The sequence below is a fragment of the Streptomyces sp. NPDC003379 genome, assembly GCF_053589195.1.
This window is the reverse complement of sequence record NZ_JBSFRK010000001.1, coordinates 525,395-541,326: the sequence shown is the minus strand read 5'-3', so window position 1 is coordinate 541,326 and position 15,932 is coordinate 525,395. Positions and strand designations below refer to the sequence as shown.

Below are 15,932 nucleotides of genomic sequence, written 5' to 3'. Positions count from 1 at the left end.
CTTCGCGTTGCGGCGACTCGGCGTGCTCCGCCCATTCCGCCGGTTCTGATTGTTCCGCCCGTTCCGCCCGTTCCGCCCGCCCCGCCATGTCTGCTCCCGGTCGGCTTCGCCGATTCGTCTCGTCAGTCGCAGGTCGCTCACCGACTCGTGCTCGGCTGCTCCGATCAGCGGTAACAGGCTTGTCCGCCATGGCTTGCCTCTCTCCGTCGTCCCGCACCCGGCGGGTCCGGCGCCCACGGCCGGGAAAATAATTGCCACTTCTGTTGCGTTAGTCGGGACGCTGTGTCACGCTCATCGTAACGCGACAACCGTTGCGTTTGGCTGGCGTGGATATGGAACCGGGGGTGCCCTTGCCTACTCAGATCTCTCTGCATGGCGTGACCAAGGCCCGTGGCGAGCGGCTGTTGTTCGACGGGGTGTCCCTCGCGATCAGGCCGGGTGAGCGCATAGGCGTCGTAGGGGAGAACGGCGCGGGCAAGTCCACGCTGCTGCGTCTGATGTCCGGCGACGAACAGCCCGACGAGGGCGAGGTGGTGACCGTCGCAGACCAGGGGGCAGCCTTGCTCGCGCAGACCCCACAGCTGCCCGCCGACTGCTGCGTCGATGACGCGATCGACGCGGCGCTGGCCGAGCTGCGATCCATGGAGCGGCGGCTGCGCGACCTCGAAGCAGACCTTGGCTCCGCTACGGAACAGGCGCTGGCAGAGTACGGCGATCTACTGACGGCCTTCGAGCTGCGCGGTGGCTATGAGGCGGACGCACGTGTCGACAAGGCGATGCACGGACTGGGGCTCGGGCACATCGGCAAGGACAGGAACCTGGGCAGCCTGTCCGGTGGTGAGCAGGCGCGGCTCGGCCTGGCCTGTCTGATCGCAGCCGCGCCGGAAGTCATGCTCCTGGACGAGCCGACCAACCACCTGGACGAGGAGGCGCTCGACTGGCTGGAGAACGCCCTGTCAGCACACCGCGGCACGGTCGTCGCGGTCTCGCACGACCGTACGTTCCTGGAGCGGGTCGCCACCGCCATCCTCGAAGTGGACGCCGACCGCAGGACGGTGGTGCGGCACGGCGGCGGCTACCAGGGGCTGCTCGCCGAGCGGGCAGCCACCCGGTCGCGCTGGGAGCAGGAGTACGCGCAGTGGTGTGAGGAGACGAGCCGGCTCCAGGACTTCATGGCGACCACCGCCCATGCCGTCGCCGGGGGGCGTGGCATGAAGGACAACAACAAAATGGCGTACGACCGGGCGGGCGGCCGGGTCCAGGCCTCGGTCGCGGGCCGGGTGCGCAACGCGCAGGAGCGCCTCCGCAGACTCCGCGAGCAGCCGGTCCCCAAGCCTCCCGAGCCGCTGAGGTTCGCGGCGCGCCCCATGGCGGGTGCGGCCGAAGGGGCGCTGGTGACGCTGCGGCACGTACGAGTGGGCGAGCGGCTCGCCGTGGAAGAGCTCACGGTGTCGGCCGGTGAGCGACTGCTGATCCACGGGGGCAACGGCGCGGGGAAGTCCACGCTGCTGCGCACCATGGCAGGTGTCCTGGAACCCGACGAAGGAACCGTCGTCCGCAGAGGACGGATCGGCTATCTCGCCCAGGAGATACCGGTACAGCGTCCTGCCGAGCGCGTACTCGAAGTGTTCGGCAAGGGCCTAGGCCTGACCGAGGAGGAGCGGACGGAACTGCTCCTTTCATACGGCATGTTCCGAACCCACGACCTGCATGTCCCTGTGGGAGCGCTCTCCGCCGGGCAACGCCGGAGGCTGGCCCTCGCGCGGCTGCTCGCCAGGCCGGCGGATCTGCTGCTCCTCGACGAACCCGCAAACCACCTGGCGCTCGGCCTGGTCGAGGAGCTGGAGGCGGCACTCGACCAGTGGACGGGAGCGCTGGTCGTCGTCTCGCACGACCGGTCACTGCGTCGACGTTTCACGGGCCGAATACGCCGGATGGAGTCCGGACGGCTACCCGCCTGAGTCGCCCGACAGCACACCGATCTAGGGTTTCCGCATGGCACGCCCGCGGCGCATCATCCTGGTCCGGCACGGCGAGTCGGCGGGAAACGCCGACGACACCGTGTACGAGCGCGAGCCCGACCACGCGCTCGCACTCACCGAGACGGGGTGGGCCCAAGCGGCGGACGCGGGCAAACGACTGCGTGAGGTGCTCGGCAGAGAACGGGTGAGCGTGTACGTCTCGCCGTACCGCCGCACGCACGAGACGTTCCAGGCGTTCCGGCTCGATCCCGAGCTCGTGCGGGTGCGTGAGGAGCCCAGGCTGCGGGAGCAGGACTGGGGCAACTGGCAGGACAGGGACGACGTGCGCTTGCAAAAGGCGTACCGGGACGCGTACGGACACTTCTTCTACCGCTTCGCGCAGGGTGAGTCCGGAGCCGACGTCTACGACAGGGTGGGGGCCTTCCTCGAGAGCCTCTACCGGAGCTTCGAGGCCCCCGACCATCCGCCGAACGTCCTGCTGGTCACGCACGGACTCACCATGCGGCTGTTCTGCATGCGATGGTTCCACTGGTCGGTGGCCGAGTTCGAGTCGCTGTCCAACCCAGGGAACGGCGCGATAAGGATGCTGGTGCTCGGCGAGGACGGCAAGTACGCGCTGGATCGGCCGTTCGAACGCTGGCGCGAGCCGGAGCCGTACGGCATCACCGGATAGAGTGGCAGGGCGATGACCGCTGACTCCTCTCCCGACCGGCGCCTGGAGCGCGCTCTGGCCAGCCTGCGCGGACTGGCGGTGGGGGACGCGCTGGGCTCCCAGTTCTTCGTGCCCGCGCACTACCCACTGCTCAAGCACCGACAGCTGCCGGACGCCCCGTGGCAGTGGACCGACGACACCGAGATGGCCTGCTCCGTGCTGGCCGTCCTCATCAAGCACCACCGGATTGACCAGGACGCGCTTGCCCGGTCCTTCGCCGAGCACCACGACTTCGACCGCGGTTACGGCCCTGCCGTGAATCGTCTGCTGAGGCTGGTCCGTGAGGGCGGGGACTGGCGGGAGCTGGCTTCCGCGCTGTTCAAGGGTCAGGGTTCCTGGGGCAACGGCGCCGCGATGCGGATCGCCCCGCTCGGCGCCTGGTACGCGGACGACCCGGAGCAGGCGACGCACCAGGCGGAGATCTCGGCCTACCCCACGCATCAGCACCGGGAGGCCGTGGTCGGAGCCATGGCGGTGGCCGCGGCGGCGGCGTTGACGGCCGCTCCGGCGGGGCCACCCACGCCACAGGCTCTCCTCGACGGCGTCATCGCCCTGGTGCCGCGCAGCGCGGTGGGGGCGGGGCTGCGCAGAGCGCGGGACATGCTCGACTACGGCGACGCGGCGACGGTCGCTGCGGTTCTGGGATGCGGGCGCCGTACTACGGCTCATGACACGGTGCCGTTCGCGCTGTGGTCGGCCGCCCGTGGCCTCGGAGGGTACGAGCGGGCCATCTGGGACACGGCCCAGGTGGGCGGCGACATGGACACGACGTGCGCCATCGTGGGCGGCGTGGTTGCTGCCGGGGACGGCGGGGCGCCGCCCGTGGAGTGGCTGGAGCGGACGGAAGCGCTGCCGGGCTGGGTGCCCGTCGGGAAGGCTGGATTCCGGATGTTTCCGGAGCTCCTGGTGCCGCAAGGTCACGGTCGTGCCACAGGCGCTTCCTGGCCGGGAGCTGGGAATGGCTGCGCGGATACTCTTGTGCGGCCCGCTGGTTGAGCTTCGCTTGCGCGCATGGAACGAGATGCCGGTCCCGGCAGCCTTGCGGCATCTGAGCGTGCCGTGTGCCGTACGGATGAACCGGCCGGGAGGGGGTCCCGTGTCCGACACACCAGCCAGCCGCGACGGATCAGTCGAGGGTGACGAATCAGTCAGAGGTGACGTACCGGCCGGAGGCGACACATCGGCCAGAGGCGACACACCGGCCGGGGGTGATGCAGCGGATACGCCTGGGGCAGTGGGTACGCCTGCGTCCGCGGTCCTGCCCGACGCGCCGCTCACGCAGGCGCCGTCTGTTCCTGCGACTGCGACTGCGTCTGCGTCTGCGTCTGCGTCTGCGTCTGTGCCCGTGCCCGCGTCACCGGCCGAAGAGCCGCGTGACGCCGTTGAGGCGGCGGCTGCTGGAAGCGCCGCCGGGCGCGTTGGTTACGGGGCCGAGCCGCGGGACCGGGCGCCTGTGGCCCCGCAGCGCGCAGCGGTGGGAGGCGGAGGGCCGCAGCCCCATCCGGGCTGGGGCTACCCGATGCCCGAGCACACGCCGCTCCTCGCCGACCTGCGTGTCGAGCCGCCCGGGCCCGTGCGGACGACGACGCTCTGCGCAGTGCTCGCCACCGGTGTACTGACCATGCTGCTCCTCGGTGACGGCCTGGCGCTCAATCTGCTGATCGCGGCCGTCCCGGCCACGCTGGCCGCCTACTTCGCCCGCCGGACGGCCGGTGGCCGACCTCGCGCGTGGTCGCTGACGTGGGCAGTCGGCGGACTGGCGCTGCTGGTCGTGCCCGCCCTGCGTGACGCGGGATGGCCGTCGTTCCTCGCGATCGTCACCGCGCTCGCGCTCGGCTCGCTCGCGCTGCACGGCTGCCGGACCTGGCTCGGGATAGCCCTGAGTCCCCTGGGCCTCCTCGACGCTCTCTGGAAGGGCCTCGTCTGGGGCTGGCGCGGAGTGCGTGAGCGCGCGGGCAGTGCGAACGGCGCAGGCCCCGCCATGCGCGCGGTGGCGGTGACCGCCGGGCTGCTTCTGGTCTTCGGCGCACTGTTCGCCGGGGCGGACGCCGCCTTCGCCGATCTGCTCGGCGATCTGATACCCGACACCTCCGTCGCGGGGATTCCCTGGCGCATCCTGCTCCTGATAGTCGGTGTGATCGGCGCTCTCGCCGCGGCGCACACGGCGGCCTCCCCCCTGCGCTGGGACCGGCTCGTGGTCAACCCCGGCCGGGCCCGTGGCCGCATGGAGTGGGCGCTGCCGCTGATCGTGCTCAATGTGCTGTTCGCGGCGTTCAACGCCGTCCAACTCGCCGTGCTCTTCGGCGGGTACGACGCCGTCCTCGACAAGACCGGACTTTCGTACTCGGCCTACGCGCGGCAGGGATTCTGGCAGTTGCTCCTTGCCACGTTGCTCACGTTGCTCGTCATCGTGTTCGCGTTGCGGTGGGCGCCGCGCGACGGCGCCAAGGACCGCGCTCTGGTGCGCGCGGTGCTCGGCACGCTCTGCGCGCTGACGCTGGTCGTGGTGGCGTCCGCGGTGCGCCGCATGGACATGTACGTGGAGGCGTACGGACTGACGAGGCTCAGGATCTCGGTCGTCGCCGTGGAGCTCTGGCTCGGAGTGATCATCCTGTTGCTCATGGCTGCCGGAGTGTGGGGCGCTCGATGGCTGCCGCGCGCCGTCGCCGCGAGCGCCGCCGTGGGGGTGATGGTCTTCGGTCTGCTCTCGCCCGACGCGATGATCGCCGAGCGCAATGTGCAGCGCTACCAGGACACCGGCAAGTTCGACCTCGATTACGCGCGGCAGCTCTCCGCGGACGCGGTGCCCGCCCTCGACAAGCTGCCGGAGCCGAAGCGCTCCTGTGCGCTCATGGACATAGCCGACGACCTCGGGACCGAGAGCGGCCCTTGGTACGCGACGAGCTTGGGGGAGTCCCGGGCCCGGCAGATCATCGAGGTCCGGCCGCCCGAGCCGGACCTGGACGTCTGCGGCCGGACGAGCACTGGGACCCCGTACACCTCGTATCCCTGACATCGGTTCACGCCCGTTGGCGTCGGTCGCTGCCCACCGCTCCGTATGGCTGCGATCGAGGAAGGGGCGGACGAAACAGCAAATCCTGGCCCCGTCAGCCGCCCCCGGGCCCGGCAGCGCTCGCCGTACCCGACAGGGCTTCGAGGTCGCTCTTGCGTACGCGGATCACCAGCGTGGCGGTCGCCAGGGCGAGCAGGGCCATGGCCACCGCCGGGATGAAGGCGGTCGAGATGCCCTCGGACAACACCTCGTGACCCCACGGCGCCGGCAGCTCGTGGGTCTTGGCGAATTCCGCCTTCTGTTCCGGAGTGCCGTGGGCCATGAAGTCCGCCATCTGCTCCTTGGCCTCGTCCCGGCTCGCGGTGCCGAAGACCGTGGTGAGGATGGAGAGACCGAGGGAACCACCGACCTGCTGGGTCGCGTTGAGCAGCCCGGACGCCGCACCCGCCTCGTGCAGGCCGACTCCGGAGACCGCTGTCAGCGTCAGCGTCACGAAGTTCAGGCCCATGCCGAAGCCGAACAGCAGCATCGGGCCGAGCACTCCACCGACGTACGAACTGTCCGGGCCGATCAACGTCTGCCAGCCGAGGCCCACGGCGACGATGATCGAACCGGTCACCATGAACGGTTTGGGGCCGAGGACCGGCAGGAACTTCTGCGAGAGCGCCGCACCGATCGCGATCACAACCGTGACCGGCAGGAACGCCAGGCCGGCCTCGATCGGGGTGTAGTTCAGTACGTTCTGTACGAAGAGCACGATGAAGAAGAACATGCCGAACATCGCGGCAGCGAGGCTGAGCATGATCACATACGTGCCCGAGCGGTTGCGGTCGGCGAACATCCGCAGCGGAGTGATCGGTTCCTTCGCACGGCTCTCGACCACGGCGAAGGCGACCAGCAGGACGACCGCGGCCGCGAACGACCCCAGGGTGAGGCTGTCGCGCCAGCCCTCCTCGGAGGCCCGGATGAAGCCAAAGACCAAGGAGGTCATGCCCGCCGTCGAGGTGAGTGCCCCCAAGAAGTCGAAGCGGCCCGGGTGGCGCTCGGATTCGTTGATGTAGAGCGGGGCCAGCACGGCGATCAGAATGCCGATGGGTACGTTCACGAAAAGCACCCAGCGCCAGTCGAGCCACTCGGTGAGCATGCCACCGGCCAGTAGCCCGATCGCGCCGCCGCCCGCGGAGACGGCCGCGAAGACGCCGAACGCGCGGTTCCGCTCCGGCCCTTCGGGGAAGGTCGTCGTGATGAGCGCCAGCGAGGTGGGCGACGCGATCGCGCCTCCGACACCTTGCAGGGCGCGAGCGGCCAGCAGCTGCCAGGGCTCCTGGGCGAATCCGCCGAGGAGCGAGGCGAGCGTGAAGAGGAGGATGCCGGCCATGAAGACGCGGCGACGTCCCAGAATGTCCCCGGCCCGGCCGCCGAGAAGCAGCAGGCCGCCGAAGGTGAGGGTGTACGCGCTGACGACCCATGTCAGGTCGGTGGTGGAGAAGTTGAGCGCGCCCTGAATGTGAGGCAGCGCGATATTAACAATCGTCGCGTCCAGGACCACCATGAGCTGGCAGGCCGCTATGACGGTCAGGGCTATGCCGGGATGCCCCTGCCGGCGTGCCGCACCAGGCTTGTGTTCTTGCGTCAGTTGAGAGGTAGTCACCATGATCCCCCGCAAGTGCCTTAGTGAACGGTCTCGTTCACTGTTCTGAAGACGGTAGTGACTCCCCTTCAGTGGATGCAACCGTTCACTCGCTCGCTCAACGGAGAGATATCGATGGTTACTTCGCGCTGGTCGGCCGTTCCCGCTCGCACGGCTTCCCCGCGGCGTCGGGGCCCTGTGCTCGAGCGGGCGATCCTCGATGCCGCCCTTGAGCAGCTCAGCACGGTGGGCTGGAGCGGACTCACGATGGAGGGCGTGGCCGCGGGCGCGCAGACGGGGAAGGCCGCGGTGTACCGCCGCTGGCCGTCCAAGGAGGAGCTCGTCGTGCACGCGCTGCGGGCCGGGCTGCCGCAGATCGACAGCACGCCGGACCTCGGAGGCGTCCGGGAGGAGCTTCTGCAGCTGTGCAGACAGATACGGGAGGCCATGTTCTCGCGCCCCGGATTCGCTCTGCGTTCGGTGCTTCACGAATGCGATACGGCAACGGCGGAACGCTTCCATGAAGTGATCTTCCAGGGCGTCGTGGAGCCGAGCGTCAAACTCCTCAAGGAGGTCGTACGGCGTGGAATCGCGCGCGGAGAGGTGCGTTCCGGAGGTATGGACGACTACGTATGCGACGTTATTCCGGCCATCCTGATGTACCGCTCCAAGGTGTGCGGCAGCGAATGGACGGACGAGGAATTCGAGGCCCTGATCGATCAGGTGATGGTGCCGCTACTGCGTCGCTGAGGGAGGGTGGGGCGGCCCGGGGCGCCACTCAGGGGCTACGCGGGGGTCGGTCGACCCGCTTCACGTACTACGTAGGGCAGGTCTTCACGTACTACGGAGGGCGGGTCTTCGCGTAGTGCGTAGGGCGGGTCCATGAACCGTGCATGGACCCGTTGGACAACCGTTCACGAAGGGGCGCAGGAGCGACTGGGCAGGCCCGGGTGTCGCAGGTGGCCCCCGGCGGCGTACGCTGTTTGGCGCCATGCCGTACGAAGCACCCACCCACACCGTCGAGCGCTCCTTGCGCGCCACCACCGGAGCGAAGATCGTCGCCGGTGTCGACGAGGTCGGGCGCGGTGCGTGGGCGGGCCCCGTCACCGTCTGTGCGGCGGTCACAGGACTGCGCCGGCCGCCCGAAGGGCTCACCGACTCCAAGCTGATCAGCTCCAAGCGGCGCACCACGCTCGCGGCGGAGCTCGAGAGCTGGGTCACGGCGCACGCCCTTGGCCACGCCTCGCACGAGGAGATCGACGAACTGGGGATGACGGCCGCGCTGCGGCTCGCCGCGGTGCGGGCACTGGAGGGGCTGCCCGTCCGTCCGGACGCGGTCATCCTCGACGGGAAGCACGACTACCTCGGCACTCCCTGGCGGGTTCGTACGGTGATCAAGGGTGACCAGTCCTGTGTGGCCGTCGCCGCCGCTTCGGTGATCGCCAAAGTCCGGCGCGACAAAATGATGGCCGAACTGGGCATCGAACATGCAGACTTCTGTTTTGCGGCCAACGCCGGCTATCCGTCGCCGGTGCACAAGGCCGCGCTGGCGGAGCGGGGGCCCACCCCGTACCACCGGCTTACGTGGGCGTATCTTGATGCGCTGCCCCAGTGGCGGCACCTCAAGAAGGCCCGCAGCTGGGCGGACGGAAACGTTCCGGAAATCGAGGGTCAGCTCGGCTTTGAGTTCTGACCCTTTTCCGGCACGCCCGGTCGCACTCATGTGCCACCCGCCGACGCGAGTCGCATCGGCGTTTGATAGACAACACTTCATGCCTCTCATTCCCGAGGAGCCTCAGATTCACGAGAGTGCCCAGGGTCCCCGCGCCACGCAGGCCAGTGGCCGCACCGCGCCGACCCCCCGCCCCGTACCCGGTCCGCGTCCCGCGGCTCCGCCGCGTCCCGGCCGTCCGGGTCCCGCCCGGCCGATGCCGCCCGCGCAGCGCACGTCGCGTGACGCGGCCGCCAAGCCCGGGCTGTCCGCCCCGGCTGCTTCTGGAACCTCTGCTTCCGGAGCGCCTGCTTCCGGAGCGCCTGCTTCAGGAGCCCCGGCTTCTGGAGTATCCGTTTCTGGAGTGTCTGCTTCCGGAGTGTCCGCTTCTGGAGCATCCGCCGACAGTGCCTCCGCGGCCTCGGTTCCGCAGATCCAGTTGATCCCGGCCTCGGCCGAGGGCGCGCTGGACGCGGCCGAGGAGGCTGTCGACCTGCTCCTCGACTCCGGGCGCGCGCCCGGGGACGTCCTGGTGATCACCACCGGTGAAGCGCACCCGTGGGCCACGCACGAGCTGTCCTTCGGTGAGGCCGCCTACTGGGCCCAGCACGACGCGGGCGACGACGTCTTCTACGCCGACGCCGCCGCGCTGAGCCGTGCGGCGACCCGGCCCGTGGTCGTCGTCGCTGTCAACGGTGCCGGCGAGGAGACCGCGCTCGGCGCGCTGCCGACGGCGGTGACCCGAGCAGGCGACCTGTTGATCGTGTGCGGCGACCCGCAGCGGATCAACTCGATGCTGGGCGCGGGCGTCTGACGGTTACGCGTCTGGCGTCCTCGCGCGGCGGCTGTGTCGCTCGGTGGCTGCGTCCGACGTTCGACGTCCAGTGTCCGCCGGGGGTCGTACGTCGGTCGGTGCGCGCCGTGCGGTGCCAAAGTGCGCCGTGCGGTGTCGACCCGTGCCGCGGCTCCCTGTAGTGCACGGTGATCAGTCGTGTGCCGCGCGGCGACGTGGCTGCTTCCCACGTCCCGGCGCTGGATGCCGGGCGCTGGGGGCGAGGCCACGGAGTGTGCGTGGCGCGTCAGCGTGCCGCCGCGCGGCGGAGCACGTCCGAGGCGGCGCCTCCGGTGCGAGGCGCCGGCGGGTCGGCCCCGGTGAAGGCTTCGGGCTGCGAGTCGACGCTCGGCCTGCGGCCACCGCGCCCCTCGCCGAGCACCTGCCAGCCGTCGTGCGTCAGTGTGATGTACGCACCGCAGCGCAGCCCGTGCAGGGTGCAGGCGTCCCGCAGACCCCACATCCAGGCCCCGTCCTCCTGCGTCCAACGCGCGTCGCCCTCACGGCAGTAGAGCAGCACGGCGGTGCGCACCGGAGTGCGGCGCCGCAGGTCGTGCGGGATGATGCGACGCAATTGCACGAGCAGCGCGTTGCGGAAGATCCAGCCGTCCGTCGCGGTCGCGCGGCGGCTGAACGAGGCGCTCGCGCAGAGCCGGTCGTCCTGATCCAGCACCGCCACGACGGCCGTCGCAGGCGACGGCCGATGCCGGGAATGCAGGCCGCTCACGACCTCGCGTGGATTGCGCAGCAGAGGGATCCCCGCTGCTGACCACTCCGCTGGCTCCAGCATCCGGGCCAGTCGGTGGGCGGAATCGGCGGACATCTCGGCCGGCGTCGAGGACTCCGGCAGCGATGCCGCATCGGACGGAGCGAATCCGAAGGTCACGGTCCTCCCTTCGGCTACGCGCCCCTGACTGAGGGCGAGGGTCGGACTGGGGGAGCGCACCGCGGCGCAGCCCTTCCGGGCCACGGGAACCGCGCGGGGAGCAATTCCAATTCTTCCCGTCGTACGTGCTTGCGGCAACGAGCATTTGGGGTCGCACGTCGGTATCAGACGATGCGTCTTGTATATCCTTCCCATCTTGCCGTCCCTCGACGCTCACTCCCTCCCTGTACAGCCAGGACCAGCGGCAACATGTCCATGGCCCCGGCGTGACATCGCCCCCTCATCGTCCCCTCATCGCCCTCTCATCGGGCCTGGTCACGTTGCGTGAGTTGGTCGATTGTCAGTGGTATCGGGTTGCATGGGGGCATGGACAACCAGGAGCTGCGCACTGAAGCCGACGCCATCCTCGCCGAGCTCGTCGGCGACCCGGGGGGTACGGCGCGGCTGCGGGAGGACCAGTGGCAGGCGGTGGCGGCTCTGGTGGAGGAGCGTCGGCGTGCCCTGGTGGTGCAGCGCACGGGCTGGGGCAAGTCGGCGGTGTACTTCGTCGCCACCGCTCTGCTGCGACGGCGCGGCTCCGGCCCTACGGTGATCATCTCGCCGCTGCTGGCGCTGATGCGCAACCAGGTCGAGTCGGCGGCGCGGGCCGGCATCCGGGCGCACACCATCAACTCGGCCAACCCGGAGGAGTGGAACACCATCTACGAGGAGGTCGAGCGCGGCGAGACCGACGTCCTCCTTGTCAGTCCGGAACGCCTCAATTCCGTGGACTTCCGCGAGCAGGTGCTGCCCAAGCTGGCGGCCACGACCGGCCTGCTGGTGGTCGATGAGGCGCACTGCATCTCCGACTGGGGGCACGATTTCCGCCCCGACTACCGCCGCCTGCGGGCGATGCTCGCCGAGCTGCCCGTCGGTGTCCCGGTGCTGGCCACGACGGCGACCGCCAACGCGCGCGTGACCGCGGACGTGGCCGAGCAGCTCGGGACCGGTGCGGGTGAGGCCCTGGTGCTGCGCGGCCCGCTGGAGCGGGAGAGCCTGCGCCTGGGTGTGGTCCAGCTGCCGGATGCCGCGCACCGGCTGGCTTGGCTCGCCGAGCACCTGGACGAGCTGCAGGGTTCGGGAATCATCTACGCCCTCACCGTCGCCGCGGCGGAGGAAGCCACCGCCTTCCTGCGGCAGCGTGGCTTCCAGGTGGCCTCGTACACGGGCCGTACGGAGAACGCCGACCGTCTGCAGGCGGAGATCGACCTGCAGGAGAACCGGGTCAAGGCGCTCGTCGCGACTTCCGCGCTGGGCATGGGCTTCGACAAGCCGGATCTGGGCTTCGTGGTGCACCTCGGCTCGCCGTCGTCGCCGATCGCCTACTACCAGCAGGTGGGCCGTGCGGGCCGCGGTGTCGAGCACGCCGATGTGCTGCTGCTGCCCGGCAAGGAGGACGAGGCCATCTGGCGCTACTTCGCCGATACGGCGTTCCCGCCCGAGACTCAGGTCCGGCAGACCCTGGGGACCCTCGCCGACGCGGGACGGCCGATGTCCGTGCCGGCCCTGGAAGCGGCGGTGGACCTTCGGCGCACCCGCCTGGAGACCATGCTGAAGGTGCTCGACGTGGACGGGGCGGTCAAGCGGGTGAAGGGCGGCTGGACCTCCACCGGGCAGCCGTGGGTCTACGACGCCGAGCGGTACGCGTGGGTGGCGCGGCAGCGCGCCGCCGAGCAGCAGGCCATGCGGGACTACGTGAGCACGTCCCAGTGCCGGATGGAGTTCCTGCGCCGGCAGCTGGACGACGAGGGCGCGATTCCCTGTGGCCGTTGCGACAACTGTGCCGGTGCCTGGGCCGACTCCTTCGTCTCGTCGGAGACGTTGACGGGAGCGGCGAAGGAACTGGATCGCCCGGGGGTGGAGGTCGAGCCGCGCCGGATGTGGCCGACGGGGATGCCCGCGCTGGGCATCAACCTCAAGGGACGTATCCCGGCCAAGGAGCAGTGCTCCACCGGACGTGCCCTCGGGAGGCTCTCGGACATCGGCTGGGGCAACCGGCTGCGCCCGCTGCTGGCCGAGAACGCGCCCGACGGTCCGGTCCCCGACAAGGCCCTGCAGGCGGCGGTGGCCGTGCTCGCCGACTGGGCGCGCTCTCCGGGCGGCTGGGCGCCGAACGTCCCGGACGCCTCCGCCCGGCCGGTCGGAGTCATCGCCGTACCGTCCCTGACCCGACCGCAACTGGTCGGGTCCCTCGCCCAGGGGATCGCGACCATCGGCCGCCTCCCCTTCCTGGGCGCCCTGGAGTACACCGGCCCGGACGGCGCGCATACGGCACGCCGCAGCAACTCCGCCCAGCGCGTCAGGGCGCTCTCCGGCGCGTTCACCGTTCCTGAGGAGCTGGCTGCCGCCCTGCGGCGCTCACCTGGTCCTGTCCTGCTCGTGGACGACTACACGGACTCCGGCTGGACCCTGGCGGTCGCTGCCCGTCTTCTCCGCCAGGCGGGCAGCGAACAGGTACTTCCCTTGGTGCTCGCTGCGGCGGGCTGAGCTTTTCCCCGCTCGCTCCCGCGCGTACTGCACGCTGGGCCATCTATTTGGCTTGTTCAACGACTTGCTGGGGTCGGGTTTCTTGAGCGGCTGTGACCAGACTTACCAGGCGTGCCTTTGTGGGGTTCTGTGGTGCATGGGGGTGAAATGTTTCGGCCCCGCCGTAGTTGTCTCGTTCTGACGTTCAGGTATCCGCGCTTCACTCTCAGGCTTGAGTGCCAGGACACTGTCACGTGTCATAGCGAATCGACAGGCAGCTCATTCGGGTGAGATCCCACAAGAGGAGCGTTCCTGTAATGGCAAAAATTCACACCGACGGAAACTGGGTGAATGTCGGAGAGGACCCAGCCTATAAGGCGCAGTTCAGCAACCTGGGCGGGAGCAAGATCAGCTGGGGCACTGCTGTGGGCACCGAGAAGAGCTCTTACGAATTCGAGGGAAACGCCGTGCAGGCGGACGTCGACGGCCCTCCGTTCGTGCTCGGTACATTCACGCACCACAACTTCCCGATCTATATACCGTTCGAGCGCTTCTGGGCGGACCTCAAGGTCACCATGACCATCCAGGACAGCACCAAGCGAGACTTCATCATCCGTTTCTCGCATTACGAGTCACCGAATCGCGGACCCGTGGCGGCACAGGCCGATGTGGTCGACCTGCCGAACGTCAAGGTGGAGAAAGCCGTAAAAGTCGACGGGGTCGAATGCGACCTGCTGATCACCGGTTTCTACTGGCACGATCAAGAGGAACCCACGCGTCGGTTCCGTAGCCCCGAAGGCGCCCGGAACGAAGCAGACCTCCACGTCCAGCTCAGCCGCTATCGCGGTCCGAGGTAGCCGTCACGCCTCTCACCCCTCTCTCACCCCTCTCGCACTCCATGGCGTGCCCCTGATCAGAGTTATCCACAGGGACAACCGGAATCTTGTGATCCGCGGGACAGTCGTCGCATGACGAATCACAGCGAAGCAACGGGTCCGATCGACCCGAACGACGCGGCTCGTTCCGACGGCCCGACCGACCCCGCCTCCGGCGACCCCTTCGACGAGCCCTTGGTCACCCTGCGCACCCCTGGCGAACTGGCCGACGCCTTGCCGTACCTGCTCGGCTTCAAGCCCGAGGAGAGCGTCGTGCTCATCGCGCTGCACGGCGAGCGCGGGCGGTTCGGCGGCCGGGTGCGCCTAGGGATTCCCGAGCGCGCGGAGGACTGGCCGTGTGTCGCGCAGCAGCTGGCCCAGTGTCTGGTGGGCGGTTGCGAACGGAGGGGAGCCCGCCCCGACGGCATCGTCGCCTTCCTCTGCCGGGAGCCCGGCGAAGCGGAGTCCGGACAACAGGTCGTGCGGCGCCTACAGCCGCTGGCGCAGTTGCTGCGTACGGCGTGCGGCGCCCTCGACGTCCCGGTGTTCGAGGTCGTGTGCATTTCGGGAGGTCGCTTCTGGACCTACTGCTGTCCGGACACCCGGTGCTGCCCGCCGGAGGGCATCCCCCTGCTCAGGCCGGGCACCTCGGTCCTGGCGGCTGCGGCGACCTACATGGGCGTTCAAGCGGTCGCCACCCAAGGCGAGATCAGGGCGCGGCTCATCCCCTGGGAGACCGCTGCGGCGATCGAGCAGGAGCGTGCGCTGGACGCCGCCGGCCTCGCGCTCATCCCCAGGATGCTGAACGAGGAGGCGCACGTCGCCGCCGCCGAGACGCTCGACCTGGCGCGTCGGATCAGGGCGCGGCTGGCTGCCGCACCGCCCGCTTCCGGCACGCTGGAGGCGGACAACAGGGACGACGAACTGATCGCGCACGACGAAGCGGCCGCGCTGATCCTCGGCCTCCAGGTCCGAACGACACGCGACCGCGCGGCGGAGTGGATGGAAGGCGACGAGGCGCCTCCCACGCTGCGCCTCTGGCGGGCACTGGCGCGACGTTGCGTCGGTGCGTACGCGGAGCACGCGGCGGCACCGCTGGCTCTCGCCGGTTGGGTCGCCTGGTCCCTGGGCGACCTCGCGGAAGGCCAGGAAGCCTTGGACATGGCGTTGTGCGCCGACCCCGAGTACATGTTCGCCCAGCTCCTGAACCGCGCATGCAACGAAGACATGGACCCGGAGCCGATCCGTCGCTGTCTCCGCAGGAGGCACAGCGATTGCGACGACGATCCTGACGGGACTTCTGCCAGCAGTCCGGAAGGGAATGCGGCCTTGGAGTCGCCGGGCGGCTCCTCCGAAGGCCCCGGGGCCGTGCGGTTGTCGGAGGCGACGGACTCGCCCGCGCAGGGAGGCGCTTCCAGGCGGCGCCGTCGCCGACTGCCTGGTCTGCCGTGCAGCGATGGTTCCCGGAGCTCCGACGCCCCCCGTTCCTCAAGCGGACCCGGCACCAGCCGTGGCCCAGGCGACCCCAGCGGCCCCCGCGTCTCCGGTGGCGGCCCCGGCGCGGGCCCCCAGAACCGGCGGCGCACCATCAGGCGCGGCACGAGGAACGGCCGATGAGCGCGCCCGTGCGTGGGTGGGCCAGGTGGGCGGCGCCGCTGCGCTCAAGGTTGGCGTCCATACGGAGATGGCTCCATGTGGTCGGCTTCCTGTGGGGGGGAGCGTGTCTTGCGGCGGGGCGGCTCCGTTCACCTGAGTGGCGGTATCCGCGGCCGAGTCGCGTCGCTGT

General features: G+C 69.7%; 12 protein-coding genes. 10 read left to right on the top strand and 2 right to left on the bottom strand.

Annotated features, from left to right (window positions below; all coding sequences use genetic code 11):
• Nucleotides 1-350 precede the first annotated feature (350 nt).
• From abc-f to ACWDVB_RS02185, 4 genes are all read left to right on the top strand, one after another.
• Nucleotides 351-1,961, top strand: coding sequence for a ribosomal protection-like ABC-F family protein (abc-f, locus tag ACWDVB_RS02200; protein ID WP_451515413.1), 1,611 nt, complete (start codon nt 351-353; stop codon nt 1,959-1,961).
• A 34-nt stretch (nt 1,962-1,995) separates the two neighbouring features.
• Entirely contained in the window at nt 1,996-2,655 is a 660-nt protein-coding gene (locus ACWDVB_RS02195; RefSeq protein ID WP_451515414.1) for a histidine phosphatase family protein, read from the top strand.
• Between the two features lie 12 nt (nt 2,656-2,667).
• Nucleotides 2,668-3,690 (top strand): ADP-ribosylglycohydrolase family protein, encoded by a 1,023-nt coding sequence (locus ACWDVB_RS02190; protein WP_451515415.1) that lies wholly within the window; start codon nt 2,668-2,670, stop codon nt 3,688-3,690.
• Between the two features lie 523 nt (nt 3,691-4,213).
• Nucleotides 4,214-5,707: a DUF4153 domain-containing protein gene (locus tag ACWDVB_RS02185; RefSeq protein ID WP_451515416.1), complete on the top strand. Its 1,494-nt coding sequence runs from the start codon at nt 4,214-4,216 to the stop codon at nt 5,705-5,707.
• A gap of 94 nt (nt 5,708-5,801) precedes the next feature.
• Here the strand turns inward: ACWDVB_RS02185 and ACWDVB_RS02180 are convergent, their stop codons facing one another.
• Nucleotides 5,802-7,361, bottom strand: a complete 1,560-nt coding sequence (locus ACWDVB_RS02180) for an MFS transporter (protein ID WP_451515417.1) — start codon at nt 7,359-7,361, stop codon at nt 5,802-5,804.
• A 111-nt stretch (nt 7,362-7,472) separates the two neighbouring features.
• On the opposite strand from ACWDVB_RS02180, the gene ACWDVB_RS02175 reads away from it, so the two are divergent.
• From ACWDVB_RS02175 to ACWDVB_RS02165, 3 genes are all read left to right on the top strand, one after another.
• Complete coding sequence (locus tag ACWDVB_RS02175; RefSeq protein WP_451515537.1) at nt 7,473-8,087, top strand: TetR/AcrR family transcriptional regulator; 615 nt, start codon at nt 7,473-7,475, stop codon at nt 8,085-8,087.
• A gap of 241 nt (nt 8,088-8,328) precedes the next feature.
• Nucleotides 8,329-9,030 (top strand): ribonuclease HII, encoded by a 702-nt coding sequence (locus ACWDVB_RS02170; protein WP_451515418.1) that lies wholly within the window; start codon nt 8,329-8,331, stop codon nt 9,028-9,030.
• Nucleotides 9,031-9,109: 79 nt separating this feature from the next.
• Nucleotides 9,110-9,862 (top strand): hypothetical protein, encoded by a 753-nt coding sequence (locus ACWDVB_RS02165; protein WP_451515419.1) that lies wholly within the window; start codon nt 9,110-9,112, stop codon nt 9,860-9,862.
• Between the two features lie 265 nt (nt 9,863-10,127).
• Here the strand turns inward: ACWDVB_RS02165 and ACWDVB_RS02160 are convergent, their stop codons facing one another.
• Complete coding sequence (locus ACWDVB_RS02160) at nt 10,128-10,766, bottom strand: hypothetical protein (protein ID WP_451515420.1); 639 nt, start codon at nt 10,764-10,766, stop codon at nt 10,128-10,130.
• Between the two features lie 366 nt (nt 10,767-11,132).
• Here ACWDVB_RS02160 and ACWDVB_RS02155 point away from each other — a divergent pair, with 366 nt between their 5' ends.
• The 3 genes from ACWDVB_RS02155 (at nt 11,133) to ACWDVB_RS02145 (ending at nt 15,763) form a co-directional block, all read left to right on the top strand.
• A complete protein-coding gene (locus ACWDVB_RS02155; RefSeq protein ID WP_451515421.1) occupies nt 11,133-13,292 on the top strand; it encodes a RecQ family ATP-dependent DNA helicase in 2,160 nt (719 codons plus the stop codon).
• 296 nt (nt 13,293-13,588) lie between these two features.
• Nucleotides 13,589-14,128, top strand: a complete 540-nt coding sequence (locus ACWDVB_RS02150; RefSeq protein ID WP_451515422.1) for a choice-of-anchor K domain-containing protein — start codon at nt 13,589-13,591, stop codon at nt 14,126-14,128.
• Nucleotides 14,129-14,239: 111 nt separating this feature from the next.
• Nucleotides 14,240-15,763 carry a DUF4192 domain-containing protein gene (locus ACWDVB_RS02145; RefSeq protein ID WP_451515423.1) on the top strand — a complete coding sequence of 508 codons (1,524 nt, stop codon included), beginning with the start codon at nt 14,240-14,242 and terminating at the stop codon, nt 15,761-15,763.
• Nucleotides 15,764-15,932: the final 169 nt, after the last annotated feature.

Bases quoted from the DNA above. Each gene is read 5' to 3' on its own strand.
- ACWDVB_RS02195 (WP_451515414.1), top strand. From the start codon at position 1,996: ATGGCACGCCCGCGGCGCATCATCCTGGTCCGGCACGGCGAGTCGGCG.
- ACWDVB_RS02190 (WP_451515415.1), top strand. From the start codon at position 2,668: ATGACCGCTGACTCCTCTCCCGACCGGCGCCTGGAGCGCGCTCTGGCC.
- ACWDVB_RS02185 (WP_451515416.1), top strand. From the start codon at position 4,214: ATGCCCGAGCACACGCCGCTCCTCGCCGACCTGCGTGTCGAGCCGCCC.
- ACWDVB_RS02180 (WP_451515417.1), bottom strand. From the start codon at position 7,361: ATGGTGACTACCTCTCAACTGACGCAAGAACACAAGCCTGGTGCGGCA.
- ACWDVB_RS02175 (WP_451515537.1), top strand. From the start codon at position 7,473: ATGGTTACTTCGCGCTGGTCGGCCGTTCCCGCTCGCACGGCTTCCCCG.
- ACWDVB_RS02170 (WP_451515418.1), top strand. From the start codon at position 8,329: ATGCCGTACGAAGCACCCACCCACACCGTCGAGCGCTCCTTGCGCGCC.
- ACWDVB_RS02165 (WP_451515419.1), top strand. From the start codon at position 9,110: ATGCCTCTCATTCCCGAGGAGCCTCAGATTCACGAGAGTGCCCAGGGT.
- ACWDVB_RS02155 (WP_451515421.1), top strand. From the start codon at position 11,133: ATGGACAACCAGGAGCTGCGCACTGAAGCCGACGCCATCCTCGCCGAG.
- ACWDVB_RS02150 (WP_451515422.1), top strand. From the start codon at position 13,589: ATGGCAAAAATTCACACCGACGGAAACTGGGTGAATGTCGGAGAGGAC.
- ACWDVB_RS02145 (WP_451515423.1), top strand. From the start codon at position 14,240: ATGACGAATCACAGCGAAGCAACGGGTCCGATCGACCCGAACGACGCG.